This is a genomic window from Streptomyces sp. NPDC005866, from assembly GCF_040629895.1.
Taxonomy (GTDB): Bacteria; Actinomycetota; Actinomycetes; order Streptomycetales; family Streptomycetaceae; genus Streptomyces.
Window position 1 is genome coordinate 98,469 of record NZ_JBEXWP010000011.1, and the last position, 13,435, is coordinate 111,903.

A 13,435-nucleotide genomic window follows, 5' to 3' on the forward strand; every position below is an offset into this window, starting at 1 on the left:
ACGGACCTACTGCCGGTACCCGCTCAGGAACCGCCCGATCCGGCCGATCGCCGTCTCCAGGTCGTCCGCGTACGGGAGGGTGAGGATGCGGAAGTGGTCGGGGGTGGGCCAGTTGAACCCGGTGCCCTGGACGACCTGGATCTTCTCCCGGAGGAGCAGGTCCAGGACGAACTTCTCGTCGTCGTGGATCCGGTGGACCTTGGGGTCGATGCGCGGGAACGCGTACAGGGCGCCCCTGGGCTTGACGCAGCTCACGCCGGGGATCTCGTTGAGCTTCTCCCAGGCCACCGTGCGCTGCTCGTGCAACCGGCCGCCCGGGGCGACGAGTCCGCGGATGGACTGGCGGCCGCCGAGCGCGGCCTGGATGGCGTACTGGGCGGGCGCGTTGGCGCACAGTCGCATGGAGGCCAGCATGGTCAGGCCCTCCAGGTAGTCCTTCGCGTGCTGCCTGGGGCCGCTGACCACCAGCCAGCCCGAGCGGAAGCCGGCTACCCGGTAGGTCTTCGACAGGCCACAGAAGGTGAGGACGACCAGGTCGGGGGCGAGGGCCGCGGCCGAGTGGTGGACGGCGTCGTCGTACAGGATCTGGTCGTAGATCTCGTCCGCGAAGACCATCAGGCCGTGCCGGCGGGCCAGGTCGAGGATGCCCTCGACGATCTCCTTCGGGTAGACGGCGCCAGTGGGGTTGTTGGGGTTGATGAGGACGACGGCCTTGGTACGGTCCGTGATCTTCGACTCCATGTCGGCCAGGTCCGGGTACCAGTCCGCCTGTTCGTCGCAGAGGTAGTGCACCGCCTTGCCGCCGGCGAGGGTGGTCACCGCCGTCCAGAGGGGGAAGTCCGGGGCTGGGATCAGGATCTCGTCGCCGTCCTCCACCAGCGCCTGTACGGCCATGGAGACCAGCTCCGAGACGCCGTTGCCGAGGAAGACATCGTCGACGCCGACCTCCAGGCCCAGCGCCTGGTAGCGCTGGGCCACGGCCCGGCGGGCGGAGAGGATGCCGCGCGAGTCCGTGTAGCCGTGTGCCTGGGGGAGCATTCGGATCATGTCCTGGAGGATCTCCTCCGGCGCCTCGAAGCCGAACAGCGCGGGGTTGCCGGTGTTCAGGCGCAGCACACTGTGGCCCGCCTCCTCCAGCGCGTTGGCGTGCTCGATCACCGGTCCGCGGATCTCGTAACAGACCTCGCTGAGCTTGTTGGACTGCCGGAACTCCATGCGCCCCTCCGGAAACTCGTGTTGCTTGGTTTTACCAAGTAGAAGCTTGGAAAGTCCAACATCTTGTCTAGACTGCGTCGCATGTCACCTCGCCGAAGCTACGACCAGTACTGTTCCGCAGCCCGTGCCCTCGACGTCGTGGGCGACCGCTGGACCCTGCTGATCGTCCGGGAGCTGCTCGCCGGTCCCCGCCGCTACACGGACCTGCACGCGGATCTGCCGGGGGTCAGCACGGACGTCCTCGCCTCGCGGCTGAAGGACATGGAGCGCGACGGGGTCACGACCAGGCGGCGGCTGCCCCCGCCGGCTGCGGCGTACGTCTACGAACTCACCGGGCGCGGGCGGGAGTTGCTACCGGTGCTCCAGGCTTTGGGGAGCTGGGGTGAGCCCGAGCTGGGCGAGCGCCGGCCCACCGACGCGGTACGCGCCCACTGGTTCGCGCTGCCGCTGCTGCGGGCCCTGGACGGCGAGGGGCTCGTGGAAGTCCACCTCGAGGAAGGGGACTTCCATCTGTACGCCGGCGCGGAGGACGGCCCGGTGTACGGCGCCGGCCACGCACCGCGCGAACCCGACGCGCGGTTCGTCCTAGACGCCGGGACGTGCGCGGCCCTGGCGCGGGGGGAGTTGAGCCTGGCGGACGCCGTACGGGCCGGGCGGGCGACGGTGACCGGGGACGGCGCGCTGGCCAAGGGGCTGCGAAACGCCTGAAAACGGCCACCGGGCCCGCCGCGAACGGGGGCCCGGTCGCCGGGGTCGGCCGGATCAGGCGCCCGGCGGCACCCGGTACGGCCGCCCGGATCCCCGCGTCAGCGCGTACCCGCCGATACCGGCCAGCGCGGCCAGCACTCCGCCGACCCCGGTCCACACCCAACGGTCGGTCCACCAGCCGGAGGACCAGCCGTCGTTGGGCTCGATGCTGGACAGCACGGCCGACTTCGTGTCCGAACCACCCGCGTTCGTAGCGGACTTGACGGCTATGCCCGGCACAAGCGGCTTGGCCAGCGAACCGTCCACTGCCGCCGAACCGCCGATGTCCTTCGAGTCCGCCTCGACCTCGGCGCTCACCGGCTGACCGAGGTCCGCGGAGCCGAGATCCACCACCGTCAACCGGATGTAGTACGTGCCGGGCAGCGGGTCGTTGGCCCACGGCTCCGACCAGGCCCGGACGGTACGCGTGACACAGGCCAGCTCCACGGACGCGGCGCCCTGCGCGGCCGTGCGGGTCTGCGCGCCGTACTGGCAGGACTGGCGGCGCCGCAGACCGTCGTACACGTCGATCTGCCAGGTCTGCGCCGCGTGCGAGCCGGGCAGTTTCACGGTCGCCTTGACGTCGGGGCGCTGGCCGGCGTCGGCGGGGAACGACCAGTACAGGTAATCACCCGTCGAGCCGCTGGCGGTCGCCCGCTGTCCCTGGTCGATCTCCGTCGCCGTACGGAAGGACGTGCCCGCCTGGGTGGGCGCCCCGCTGTCCTCCGAGGCACTGGGGGACGGTGAGGCGTCGTCGGCGGCCGCCGTTCCCGCGGCCAGTCCCACCGCCAGCAGGGCGGCGCTCAACACTCGTGTGATCGACATCAGTTGCTCCTCCAGACCGCTACCCGCCAGCGCGACACCCAGCCCCACACCAGACCGGCGAGGAAGCCGGTCAGCACCAGCGCCCCGAGCAGCCACCAGCCCCGGCCGAGGCCGAAGGAGGCGACGTCGGACGCCTTCGACGGCCCGTCCGCCACGTCGACCGTCAGTTCCACGGGCAGGCCCGGGCTTGTCTTCACACCGGAAGCGGCCGAGAAGGAGTTGGTCACCTGGAGACAGACGGTCTTCGGGGTCGTGTCCTGGTCGTCGCTCTCGGCCCTCGGGTAACGCAGGCCGGTCGAGACGACATCCGTACGGCCCGTGCCCGACGCCTCGCCGCGCACGATCTCGCGTCCGTGCACGGTCACCGCCCGCAGCAGCAGCCCGTAGTCCGGGTTGACGGCCCGGTCCGCGGCGACGCTGACCGAAGCCCGCAGCTCCTGGCCGGGGTTGACGTCGACCTTGTACCAGCGCTGCTGCCCGAACACCTCGCGGTCGGTGTACAGCCCGGACTTCAGCGCGGGCGCCGAGGAGCACTGGTCCGTGCCCTCCGTGGCCACCGGCGTCACCACCGGATCGGCGGCCCGGTCCACCAACTGCCCGACCCGGTCGGTCAGTTGGTCCTTGTGCTGCACGGAGGTGTACGTGCCACCGGTGGCGTCCGCGATGCAGCTCAGCTGGTCCCGGGTCTTGGCGTCCGGCACCAGGCCGAGCGTGTCGATGGTCAGCCCGATGCCCTTGGCGGCGATCTCCCGGGCCACCTCGCACGGGTCCAGCGGCTGGCAGGTGTCCTCGCCGTCGCTGATCAGGACGATACGGCGGGTACCGTCACCGCCTTCGAGGTCGCCGGCCGCCTTGAGCAGCGCGGGGCCGATCGGGGTCCACCCGGTCGGCGTGAGTGTGGCGACGGCGGTCTTCGCCTCGGTGCGGTCCAGCGTGCTGACCGGGTAGAGCTGCGCGGTGTCCTTGCAGCCCTCCTTGCGGTCGTTTCCGCGGTAGTTGGCGCCGAGCGTGCGGATACCGAGCTGGACCCCCTCGGGCGTCGCGTCCAGCACCTCGTTGAAGGCCTGCTTGGCCGCGGCCATCCGCGTCCCGCCGTCGATGTCCGCCGCCCGCATGGAGCCGCTGACGTCGAGCACGAGCTCCACCTTGGGAGCGGCCTGGTCGGTCTCGTCGGCGACCGCTCCGCCGGGGAACGCGATCCCGGCCGCCAGGGCGGCGAGCAGAGCGCAGACGCCTGCCGCCAACCGTTGTGTTCTGATCATCGGCGGATCCTATTGATCAGAGGCGCCGGGCTCCAAAACGAGGTCCGGACATCGAAACGAGAGCGGCCGGCAGGCCAACGGCGGGTGGCGAACGGGCAGGTGAGCGCTCACCGCGTGCCGGCCAGCGGATTCGGCAGGGCGGCCCACTGGTCCCCGGGCACCTCCGGCGTAAGCCGCATCAGCGTCAACGCCTTCGCCGGCAGCGGGCCTTCGAGGAGGGCCGTCAGGTCGGGGGCGGCGGGAAGGTCACGTACGGCCGTCTCCAGAGCCGTCGCCAGGGCCGGACCCGACCCCGCCGTGCCCGCCAGGGCGCCCGCGATCAGCGAGCCGAACAGCTTGCGGCGCAGAGTCGTTTCGTCGTCCGTGACCAGGCGGCCCCTCAGCTCGGGCGGGGTGATGCCGTGCCGGATCAGACGGGCGGGGCTGAGGCGGATGTCGGCCAGGTCGCGGTAGACCAGCCGCAGCGGGGCGCCGGTCTCGGACAGCACCACCAGGAGGTTCTGGCCGTGCGCCTCCAGGGCCACGCCCAGGTCCAGCAGCCGCAGCCCCACCGTCAGGACAAGACGGGTGAACTCGGCCAGCCAGGAGTGCGATTCGGGGAGGACGGTGGTGGCCAGGGCGGCCACCGGGAGGACCTGCTCGCCCGGCGCCGCGTACATCTCGGGCGACTCGCGCAACACGGCTGCCAGGTCGGGGGATTCGGCGGTCGCCGCGCCCAGGGTGCGGGTGATGTGCAGGAGCCCGTCCGTGCGGGACGCCAGGTCCGCGGCGAAGGACGACAGCGTCACCGCCGCGCCGATCGAGTACGTCGAGATGTCCCGCACCGACGAGGTCAGCCGGGCGCTGAGCGCGGTCTTCACATGCGGCCCGTCGGGGAGGGCCAGGGTGCGCAGGGACATCAGCGGGTGCGCCGCACGCCAGGGCTCGCCGGGACCCTCCTTGAGGACATGGGCGGTCTGCCAGGGGTGCACCGGGATCAACAGCCGCCCCGCGTGCCGGAGTTCGTCCGGCCAGTCGCCGGCCAGCAGACAGTCCCCGGCCGCCACCGGGACCGTCTCCAGCCGAACCACCGGCCGGTGCTCCGGCCCGTACGCGAGCTGCTCGGCCGCCGAGAAACCGGGCCGGGAACGGCAGTTGGGGTGGAAGGGATGCCCGTCGACCACCCGCTGTTCCCACTCCCAGTCCCGCCCGGGCCACTCCTTCGGGGAAAGATCCCGGTCCGCCCGCGAGAGCGCCAACGAGGCCGCGCTGTGCCCGAGTTCGGCCGCGAACCCGGCCGAGTGCGGCCACCCGAGATCGGTCATCAGCCGCGCCGGATCGTCGTACGACACCCCGTCCAGCCGTACGGCGGTCACATACGCGTCGGTGGCGTACGGATCCGCGTGCGGGCCGTGCAGCGCGCGCCCGTCGGCCAGCCACAGGGCCAGGCTGTGCGCTCCCCGCACCCTGCGCGCCACCCACGGCAGCGGCTCGTGCGCCAGCGCCCGCCACAGCCGGGTCAGCACCGCCGCCCGCGCACCGGGCAGCTCGGCCGTGTACCCGGACACCAGGTCCGGCCGCGCCTCGGCCAGCTCCGTGGCGAGCTGGGTCTCGATGGGGGAGGGACGGTGCACGTGGGGGCTCCTCGGGAACGGGTGCGACAGCCATCATCGCTGTTGACGAGAGACATACTGATCGAGATCGGACTGTGTGGACGTAGAGAGCGAATGGAACGCGTGGACCTCATGCACCCCAGTGACGCCGTGGGAGAGCGCGCCGACGCGTACGCTGCCGCGCCCCTGCTCAACTGCCTGCTGCGGGAGGTGGCCGAGCCGCTCACGGACGCCGGGCAAGGGGAGCCGCGGGTCTACCGGCTGCCCGGCGGCGGACGCCTGCTGCGGGTGCGCGGTGAGCGCCGGCCCACCGCGCCGGAGGTGTACGCGGCCGGCCGCTGGCACCGCATCGGCCAGGCCGAGTTGGTGAAACTGGTCGCCGAGGAGCTGCGCGGGCACACCGGGCTGTCCAACGCCGACCTGCCGGCCGAGATGATCGACAGCCGGGACGCGGTCGCCGCGCTGCTCACGGCCCGCGCCCGGGCGACGGCACCCGACGACCCGTATCTGCGCTCGGAGCAGTCCCTCATCACCGGGCATCCCTACCACCCCGCCCCCAAGGCACGCGGCGGTGGCCCGGTCACCGCCTGGTTGCCGTACGCGCCCGAGGCGCACGCCCGGTTTCCGCTGGTGCTGCTCGGGGTGCGCGAGGACGAGGTGGCGGAGGAGGGCGACACGTCGACGCTGGACGCGCTGGCCGCCGTACCGCAGGGGTACCGGCTGCTGCCGGTCCACCCCTGGCAGCTGGACCTGGTCGCCCATGACCTGGCCCCGGCCTTCGCGGACGGACGGCTGCTGCGCCTCGGCGAGACGGCGTTCACGACCTGGCCGACGGCCGCGATCCGCACGGTGTACGAGCCGGTGCGCGATCTCTTCCTGAAGTTCAGCCTGGACGTCCGGATCACCAACGACATCCGCCGGCTGTGGGCGCACGACCTGCGGAAGCTGCGCCGCACGGACACGGCCGTGACCGCCGCGTTCGCGGCGATGGACGGACCCGCGGCCTGGCTCGGCGACCGCGGCTACCGCACCGCCCGCTTCGCCTTCGAGGAACTCGCGGTCCTGGTGCGGGACGGGTTGCGCGGCTCGCTGCTGCCGGGGGCGACCCCGCTGCTCGCCGCCGGCCTGGTGGAGGGCTTCGACGGCAGCCCCCTGGCCTCGGCGGCGGACCCGGAGGCCTGGTGGGAGGCGTACCTGTGTGCGGTCGTACCGCCGGCCCTCACGGCCTTCGCCGACCACGGCGTCGTACTCGAAGCGCATCTGCAGAACACCCTGGTCGCCGTCGACGCGGACGGTACGCCGGTGCAGGCGCTGTACCGGGACGCCGAGGGCGTCAAGCTGCTGGCCGACGTGGAGCGTGCCGCCGGGTGGGAGCGGCTGGTGTACTGCCTGGTCGTCAACCATCTGAGCGAGGTCGCCGCCGCGCTCGCCGAGCGCCACGCCGGGTTCGATCCCTGGCCCGCGGCGCGGCGGGAGCTGGCACGGCATCCGCTCCCGGAGGTGGCCGGGCTGCTGTCGTCGCCGACCCTGCCGGGCAAGACGAACCTGCTGCTGCGCTGGACCGGGGCGGACGGCGCCGACGCGCGCTACCTCCCGTTGCCCAACCCCTTGGCCTGAATCCGTGGCGGTCGACGGGCGGTCCGGCGGACTCGCTCAGGATCGCAGCGCCCGTTCCCCCGCTGGTGAGGGAGCCCAGGCCAACGGCCATGGCCGAAGCACACGTTGTCGTCATCACGGGGGGCTGTACCGGCATCGGTGCCGCCACCGCCCGGTCGCTGCGGGCCGCCGGGTACCAGGTCGTCATCGGCGGGGCGGCGGCCCGAGCCGCTGCGGCGACTGGCCGACGAGACCGGCGCCCTGACGCACCCCGGCGACCTCTCGGACCCGTCGGCGATCCGGGGCCTGATCGACACCGCGGTCGCCCGCTACGGCAGGCTCGACGGACTGGTCCTCAACGCGGGCATCGGCCGCAGCGGCGCGGTCGGGGACCTCTTCGACGAGACCTGGAACGAGGTGCTGCGCACCAACCTGACCGGCCCGTTCCTGACCCCCCGCGCGGCCCTCCCGGACCTGCTCAAGGCTCGCGGCGCGGTCGTCGCGGTCGCCTCCGTCGCGGCGCTGCGCAGCGGGTGGGGCAATGCCGCGTACGCCACCTCCAAGGCCGCGCTCCTCCAGCTGTGCCGCTCGGTGGCCGTCGACTACGGAAGACAGGGGGTGCGGGCGATCCGGGTGATCGCCTTGGGGCCGAGGCTGACCCACGCAGAGCCTTGAAGGTGACCTTGAGCAGGGCGTTGGCGCGCTCGGCCACGCCGCGGATGGCGGCGTTGAACGTGCGCTGCTCTTCGGTGACTTCGCCGCCCTGGGGCTTCTTGACGGGGTGTCGGAGGACCCGCGCCGGCGCGGGTCCGCATCCGCGCCAAGATGGCCCGCGCGGCTCGAGCTGGCCACCGTCCTGGGCAACGACCGAGTCGACCAGGCCCACGGACTGGCAGCCACGGCCGGGCGCTTCGCCGGCGACGACCTGCTCTCGATCCTGGGGCACATCGCGGACAGCAAGCCCGCCGACGAGGTCGTCCGCGCTGACGAGGCCCACTCCGTCCAGAACGGAACCATCGGCTGGCAGGCCCTGGACCAGTAGGCAACGGCTTCACGGAAGTCGACGCACGAGTCCCCGGTCAGTCGCCGACAAACCACAGATACCGGTGGGACCCCCGCTCGACGACCTGGCACAACTCGCGAGCCTGCCCGACCCAGTCACCGCCGCAAGCGGCCAAGTACGGGGCCTAGGAAGAACTAGGTGGACGACCAGCCGGGCCGACAGGGACAGGGCGTGAGGCGGGCTTGCCGCCCGATCGATCGGAAGCGATCGGGCCCGGGGGGTTAGCACATCCCACCCGCCTCACTGTGGAGTTAGAGATCAACTCCAGCGTGGTCGAACAGCTTCATGATCCCCGCCCACAGGACTTTCGCCCCGAGCGCGATGACCAACCGAGAAGCCGCCTTACGTAACCACCCAGATCTCACCTGGCCGGTGTCCGTAGTGACCATCCCTGCCACCTCATCTCATCGGACCGGGACCTACGCGGACGACGTAGGCCCCCCCGGGGCGCACGGTATCCGCTCGTCCAAAGGTCCCGGTCCCGCCTTGAGATGAGGCCCCTTCAGGGTAGCGGCGTCGCTCTGCATCCGTCATCCCCTGATTGCCGAACTCACCTGTACACCGGTTCACTTGAGTGCCCTCGGTGTCCGGACGGTAGCTCTGTGCAGCGTGACGTCTAGGCAGGACCATCACCAACGCAACGCGTTTTCCAACTGTGTTGGTGTCCCTCGGGGTTCCGTACAGGTGCGTTCACCTGGGTTCACGGGCGGCTGACTCCTGGAGCTGTGCGGCCGTCTGGTCTTGCCTGAACGTCGGCGAACGGTGGTGAATGAGACGGAAACTGACGGCCAGCCGGTGACCCGGCGGCTCATCTTCACGGGCCCCCACGGTGGGCACATCTGGCGTACGTCCCTGAACGAGGACCATTGGAAGCCCGCGCTCGCGAAGGCGGGCGTCATCCCCAAGGCGAAGAGCCGTGAGCACGCCGCCGCGCGGGAGTACGGCATGCACGCCCTGCGGCACTTCTACGCGTCCGTGCTCCTGGATGCGGGAGAGAGCATCAAGGCACTCGCGGAGTACCTCGGGCACTACGATCCGGGGCTGACGCTGAAGGTGTACGCGCACCTCATGCCGAGCAGCCGGGACCGGGCTCGGAAAGCTCTCGGCAGGGCACTCAAGCCACAAGATCCCATGGGCTGAGGTTCCAGAGAGGTTCCAGGGCACGAAAATGCCTCCCATCCGCGCCGTTCGCGCAGGTGGGAGGCATGATCACAGACCCTACTTCTTCTTGCCCTGGGTGTTGTCGGGGATCTTGGTGAGCTGGGTTTTTGCTGTTCAGAGGCAGTGGGCTCGGGCGCCTGGTGGTCGTCGTTGGTCGTCATTGGCCACTGTCGAGCGACCTCGGACGGCCCAGGGACGGCCCAGCGTGGACGGCTCACCAGGCCGTGGATCCCCGTTGATCGGCCAGACATTCGGCCGACTGGGGTGCCTCCGGGCCGCCTTTGGTTCGGGGCTCCGGCCTGACTCCCTTTCAACGGACGACGAGGCTAGATGACCCCCATCCCGCGCTTGGCGAGGCGTTGAAACTCTCGTGTGTAAGTTTCGATAAGTTCCTTGGCGTCCTGATAGAGCTCGCGTATCGCAGCGTGCACGTCGGGCAGAAGCAGGTCAGCGGTGCGGGACTGGTGTAGTCGTACTTCATCGTCAACGTAGTCGGCCTTGCGGCGCACGATCCCGGGCATCTCCCACAGCCGGAGCGGATCGGTAACCATGGATGTCCAGCGTGGTGCGGTCCGGGACATCTGGGGAGCCAAATCGCGCCACGGCTCGACCGGCGTCCGGCCGGTGAGGGCCGGGAGCAACTGGACTCTCGCCTCGACGAATGGTGCACAGAACGTCGTCAGCTCATCCTGAAGGCCATCCACCTTTGCGATCAACGCTGCCTGGACGCTGTGACGCCCTGTGAGGCGACCTACCGTGACTGTGGCTGCTGCTCCAGCAACTGCGCCGCCCAGGCCGATCAACGCCACCGGTATCTCTGACTGAGCCACCCGCCCCCCTTAACGCGTGCTGCTGCAATCAGAATGATTGTTGTAGTGGTGTAGGTGTGACTAGACCTCTGTGCAGAGCAGTGGCATGGGCTGTAGCCGTCGTGGTGGGCCCTCACGCAGATCGGGGCAAGTACCAGAAGGCCGGAGGAACGCCTCCTGACCTGCCGTGAAGGCCTCCAAGATCAACACGCTATTACAACGTGATCACTGGCAAACGGCTGCTTCCGGCGGCATCCGCCTGCACATGCAAGAAGACCCCGCACTCAGCTAACGTGCTGATGGCGGGGTCTTTGGGCACTTCCTGCGAAGTGCCCCCGGCAGGATTCGAACCTGCGCACACGGCTCCGGAGGCCCTTTGGGCCTGTGGCGTCGCCGCTGGTCACAGTGTCGTTTCTGCGTACTCGACGACTGCCTGTCCACGGATAGTCCACGGGCGCTGATGCCTATCCGCATGTGCCGGACCGGTGCTGCGGGAGGAGTCCGGGCGGGGGCTGCTGCTGGTGGCGGTACTCGCGCAGAGGTGGGTCGTAGGGGAGTGCGAGCTCGGCGGGATCGTGAGGTGCAAGTTCACCTGGTGGACGGGGAAGCCACCCCTACGCGCGCGTGACGCCGACACGCCAGGCGTCGGTTCCCGGTTCAACGTTTTTTCGTTATATGAGGTGCCTTTGACGGCGAGTCGGTCATAACGGTGCATTGCGGACGTCAACATGAATACGTCCGACCCAGGCAGGCGCATTGGGCACCTGCCGTGAAAGGAGTACGGAATGCGGGTTTCCCGTTTTGCCGCCGCGCTGGGCGTCGCGGCCGCCATCCTGGTGGGCGGCGCCACTGGTGCCAGCGCCGCCGCCGCGCCTTCGGTGGTACCTCATGCCACGCACGACCGTGGTCACGACCACGGTGACGACCACAGGCGCGGCGACCGCGACCGCCGCTGGGGTCACGACCGCCGCGACCACGACGGCCGCTGGGGTCACGACCGCCGCGACCGCGACGGCCGCTGGGGTCACGACCGCGACGACCGCGACGGCCGCTGGGGTCACGACCGCGACGACCGGGACGGTCGCTGGGGTCACGACCGCGACGACCGGGACGGTCGCTGGGGTCACGACCGATACGACCACCGCTGACCGTCCTTGGGGGTGCCCTTCCGCCGTTGGGGAGGGCACCCCTTCCGCGTGCTCCGCATACCCCGCCTAGACACCCGCGGCCGGCCGAGATCCACGAACCGCTCGACTCCGACCGCAGGGATCTGGGGGCGTCGCGGTTGGAACGTGGTTGGAGGGCGGGCCGGTAGTTGGTATCGGTGGGTTTTGGGTGCTGAGGCGTTCGAGTTGACGGCGTTGGCCGTCAGGACGTGCTGGACGTGGGCTTTGACCGTGCCTCGGTAGCGATAGCGGCGCATCTCGTGGCCGTTGACGATCTCGTTCACGGTGCCCTCGACGCCCGAGTGGTAGGCGTGGAGACGATGCGCCGGCGAGATCGCCAGGAGTGCAAAGGAAGTTCTCCCTGCTACTGACCACACGATTCGGCAACGCAATTGCGGTCAACACGTGGAACACCTCCACATGGAAGCCCCCGTTGGCCAAGGCCGAGTCATCCCGCCACGCGCCGATGGGGCGAAGAACTGGAAGTGGGAGGCGGCGCCGAAGGACGGTTTCCACATGCTGCGGCATGCCCACGCCTCCATCACGCTGGAGGCGGGAGAGTCCGTAGTGACCGTGGCGCGGTGGCTCGGGCACTCTTCGCCAGCGATCACGCCCGGTTACTATGCTCACTTCATGCCGGAGGCCGGAAGTAAGGGGCGGACGGCCACTGACGGGCTGCTGGGGAGGCAGGGTGATCTGGATGCCGGTCGAAACTCCCCAGATTCTCCCCAGGGCTGCTGACGGGCAATTTCCGCTGCTTGGCACCCCCGGGGGTCGGCTGTGGATTGCAAGGCTGAAGAGGGAGGTGGCCTGAGGAAATGCTGAGAGAGGTCGCTGCGACCCGCTACATCGAGCCCCTGCGATCCGGCGGATCCGTCCCCGGCATCGTAGAGGCCGACGACCTGGGCACCTACGTCGTCAAGTTCACCGGATCCGCGCAGGGCCGCAAGGCGCTGGTCGCCGAGGTGATCGTGGGGGAGCTGGCGCGGGCGCTCGGGTTGCGGTTCCCCGAGTTGGTGCTTGTGCACTTCGACCCGGCGATCGCCGGGCACGAGCCGCACCAGGAGGTACGCGAGCTGCACGCGGCCAGCGGCGGGGTCAACCTCGGGATGGACTTCCTGCCAGGGGCGAAGGACTTCACCCCGGAGATCGCCGAGGTCTTCCCGGTGCACCCGCTGGAGGCCGGCCGCATCGTCTGGCTGGACGCGCTCACCGTCAACGTCGACCGGACGGTCCACAGCTCCAACCTCATGGTCTGGCCGACGTTCGGCACCGCGCCCCCGCACCTGTGGCTCATCGACCACGGCGCCGCCCTCGTCTTCCACCACCGCTGGGACACCTCGGCACCCGGGAAGGCGTACGACTTCCGCCACCACGCCCTCGGCCGGTACGGGCCCGACACCCGGGCCGCCGACGCCGAACTCGCGCCGAAGGTGACGGAGAAGCTGCTCAGGGACATCCTCGCCGAGGTCCCGGACGACTGGCTCACCGACTTCGGCACGCCCGACGAGATGCGCGAGGCCTACGTGGGCTATCTGCTGGCCCGGGTCCGAGCGTCCGCACAGTGGCTCCCCACCGATTTCCCGGGCCGCGACCAGATCGCGGAAGAGGAGGCCGCCCGTGCGGCCAGGACGCAGCAGGGACGCCCGGCCTGGCTGAAGCAGGTCCCCGACCTGCACGGCAAGCCCGCGGCTCAACAGGATTGGTCGGTACACCTCGGATGAGTGACAGCCAGCGCGTCGAGATCGAATACTGCACCCAGTGCCGCTGGCTGCCCCGCGCGGCCTGGCTGGCGCAGGAGCTGCTGACCACCTTCGAGGCCGAGCTGACCGAACTGGCCCTGAAGCCCGGCAAGGGTGGGATCTTCGTCGTCCGTGTGAACGGCGAGGTGGTCTGGGACCGCAGGGAACAGGGCTTCCCCGAGCCGACGGCCGTGAAGCAGGCCGTACGCGACCGAGTGGCCCCGGGGAAGTCCCTGGGCCACTCGGACAAGTGACGG

The 13,435-nt window shown here is 70.3% G+C and carries 13 protein-coding genes and 3 pseudogenes; 9 read left to right on the forward strand and 7 right to left on the reverse strand.

The genetic code is table 11. From position 1 onward, the window contains the following. Nucleotides 1-6: 6 nt before the first annotated feature. The gene (locus ABZ396_RS18335) at nucleotides 7-1,215 is read right to left on the reverse strand and encodes a pyridoxal phosphate-dependent aminotransferase (RefSeq protein ID WP_358924842.1); all 1,209 of its coding nucleotides are present in this window, start codon (nucleotides 1,213-1,215) and stop codon (nucleotides 7-9) included. A gap of 81 nt (nucleotides 1,216-1,296) precedes the next feature. Between ABZ396_RS18335 and ABZ396_RS18340 the strand changes: the two genes are divergently transcribed. Next, nucleotides 1,297-1,923, forward strand: coding sequence for a winged helix-turn-helix transcriptional regulator (locus tag ABZ396_RS18340; protein WP_358924844.1), 627 nt, complete (start codon nucleotides 1,297-1,299; stop codon nucleotides 1,921-1,923). A gap of 54 nt (nucleotides 1,924-1,977) precedes the next feature. Here ABZ396_RS18340 and ABZ396_RS18345 read toward each other — a convergent pair whose 3' ends face one another. From ABZ396_RS18345 to ABZ396_RS18355, 3 genes are all read right to left on the reverse strand, one after another. Beyond that, nucleotides 1,978-2,787, reverse strand: coding sequence for a hypothetical protein (locus ABZ396_RS18345; RefSeq protein ID WP_358924846.1), 810 nt, complete (start codon nucleotides 2,785-2,787; stop codon nucleotides 1,978-1,980). Beyond that, nucleotides 2,787-4,049, reverse strand: coding sequence for a VWA domain-containing protein (locus ABZ396_RS18350; RefSeq protein ID WP_358924848.1), 1,263 nt, complete (start codon nucleotides 4,047-4,049; stop codon nucleotides 2,787-2,789). The genes ABZ396_RS18345 and ABZ396_RS18350 overlap by 1 nt, the downstream gene beginning before the upstream one ends. A 107-nt stretch (nucleotides 4,050-4,156) precedes the next feature. After that, nucleotides 4,157-5,662 (reverse strand): IucA/IucC family protein, encoded by a 1,506-nt coding sequence (locus ABZ396_RS18355; protein WP_358924850.1) that lies wholly within the window; start codon nucleotides 5,660-5,662, stop codon nucleotides 4,157-4,159. A gap of 93 nt (nucleotides 5,663-5,755) precedes the next feature. Here ABZ396_RS18355 and ABZ396_RS18360 point away from each other — a divergent pair, with 93 nt between their 5' ends. Further along, nucleotides 5,756-7,258 (forward strand): IucA/IucC family protein, encoded by a 1,503-nt coding sequence (locus ABZ396_RS18360; RefSeq protein WP_358924852.1) that lies wholly within the window; start codon nucleotides 5,756-5,758, stop codon nucleotides 7,256-7,258. 89 nt (nucleotides 7,259-7,347) lie between these two features. Further along, a pseudogene (locus tag ABZ396_RS18365) lies at nucleotides 7,348-7,864 on the forward strand (SDR family oxidoreductase); the annotation flags it as partial. Here the strand turns inward: ABZ396_RS18365 and ABZ396_RS18370 are convergent. Then, nucleotides 7,840-8,024 (reverse strand): annotated as a pseudogene (locus tag ABZ396_RS18370) (transposase family protein); the annotation flags it as partial. The pseudogenes ABZ396_RS18365 and ABZ396_RS18370 overlap by 25 nt on opposite strands. Between ABZ396_RS18370 and ABZ396_RS18375 the strand changes: the two are divergent. Together ABZ396_RS18375 and ABZ396_RS18380 are read left to right on the forward strand one after the other, a co-directional pair. After that, nucleotides 8,019-8,279 carry a hypothetical protein gene (locus tag ABZ396_RS18375; protein ID WP_358924886.1) on the forward strand — a complete coding sequence of 87 codons (261 nt, stop codon included), beginning with the start codon at nucleotides 8,019-8,021 and terminating at the stop codon, nucleotides 8,277-8,279. The pseudogene ABZ396_RS18370 and the gene ABZ396_RS18375 overlap by 6 nt on opposite strands. 804 nt (nucleotides 8,280-9,083) lie before the next feature. Then, nucleotides 9,084-9,440 (forward strand): annotated as a pseudogene (locus ABZ396_RS18380) (tyrosine-type recombinase/integrase); the annotation flags it as partial. A gap of 347 nt (nucleotides 9,441-9,787) precedes the next feature. On the opposite strand, the gene ABZ396_RS18385 reads toward ABZ396_RS18380, so the two are convergent. Continuing rightward, nucleotides 9,788-10,291 (reverse strand): hypothetical protein, encoded by a 504-nt coding sequence (locus ABZ396_RS18385; RefSeq protein ID WP_358924854.1) that lies wholly within the window; start codon nucleotides 10,289-10,291, stop codon nucleotides 9,788-9,790. Between the two features lie 764 nt (nucleotides 10,292-11,055). Between ABZ396_RS18385 and ABZ396_RS18390 the strand changes: the two genes are divergently transcribed. Continuing rightward, entirely contained in the window at nucleotides 11,056-11,418 is a 363-nt protein-coding gene (locus tag ABZ396_RS18390; protein ID WP_358924855.1) for a hypothetical protein, read from the forward strand. Here the strand turns inward: ABZ396_RS18390 and ABZ396_RS18395 are convergent. Continuing rightward, nucleotides 11,394-11,813: a transposase gene (locus tag ABZ396_RS18395; RefSeq protein WP_358924857.1), complete on the reverse strand. Its 420-nt coding sequence runs from the start codon at nucleotides 11,811-11,813 to the stop codon at nucleotides 11,394-11,396. The genes ABZ396_RS18390 and ABZ396_RS18395 overlap by 25 nt on opposite strands. A gap of 139 nt (nucleotides 11,814-11,952) precedes the next feature. On the opposite strand from ABZ396_RS18395, the gene ABZ396_RS18400 reads away from it, so the two are divergent. The 3 genes from ABZ396_RS18400 (at nucleotide 11,953) to ABZ396_RS18410 (ending at nucleotide 13,432) form a co-directional block, all read left to right on the forward strand. Next, entirely contained in the window at nucleotides 11,953-12,177 is a 225-nt protein-coding gene (locus ABZ396_RS18400) for an integrase (protein ID WP_358924884.1), read from the forward strand. 77 nt (nucleotides 12,178-12,254) lie between these two features. Then, nucleotides 12,255-13,160, forward strand: coding sequence for a HipA family kinase (locus tag ABZ396_RS18405; RefSeq protein WP_358924859.1), 906 nt, complete (start codon nucleotides 12,255-12,257; stop codon nucleotides 13,158-13,160). Further along, nucleotides 13,157-13,432 carry a SelT/SelW/SelH family protein gene (locus ABZ396_RS18410; protein WP_351729818.1) on the forward strand — a complete coding sequence of 92 codons (276 nt, stop codon included), beginning with the start codon at nucleotides 13,157-13,159 and terminating at the stop codon, nucleotides 13,430-13,432. The genes ABZ396_RS18405 and ABZ396_RS18410 overlap by 4 nt, the downstream gene beginning before the upstream one ends. The last annotated feature ends 3 nt before the right edge of the window (nucleotides 13,433-13,435 follow it).

Bases quoted from the DNA above. Each gene is read 5' to 3' on its own strand.
- ABZ396_RS18335 (WP_358924842.1), bottom strand. From the start codon at position 1,215: ATGGAGTTCCGGCAGTCCAACAAGCTCAGCGAGGTCTGTTACGAGATC.
- ABZ396_RS18340 (WP_358924844.1), top strand. From the start codon at position 1,297: ATGTCACCTCGCCGAAGCTACGACCAGTACTGTTCCGCAGCCCGTGCC.
- ABZ396_RS18345 (WP_358924846.1), bottom strand. From the start codon at position 2,787: ATGTCGATCACACGAGTGTTGAGCGCCGCCCTGCTGGCGGTGGGACTG.
- ABZ396_RS18350 (WP_358924848.1), bottom strand. From the start codon at position 4,049: ATGATCAGAACACAACGGTTGGCGGCAGGCGTCTGCGCTCTGCTCGCC.
- ABZ396_RS18360 (WP_358924852.1), top strand. From the start codon at position 5,756: ATGGAACGCGTGGACCTCATGCACCCCAGTGACGCCGTGGGAGAGCGC.
- ABZ396_RS18390 (WP_358924855.1), top strand. From the start codon at position 11,056: ATGCGGGTTTCCCGTTTTGCCGCCGCGCTGGGCGTCGCGGCCGCCATC.
- ABZ396_RS18400 (WP_358924884.1), top strand. From the start codon at position 11,953: ATGCTGCGGCATGCCCACGCCTCCATCACGCTGGAGGCGGGAGAGTCC.
- ABZ396_RS18405 (WP_358924859.1), top strand. From the start codon at position 12,255: ATGCTGAGAGAGGTCGCTGCGACCCGCTACATCGAGCCCCTGCGATCC.
- ABZ396_RS18410 (WP_351729818.1), top strand. From the start codon at position 13,157: ATGAGTGACAGCCAGCGCGTCGAGATCGAATACTGCACCCAGTGCCGC.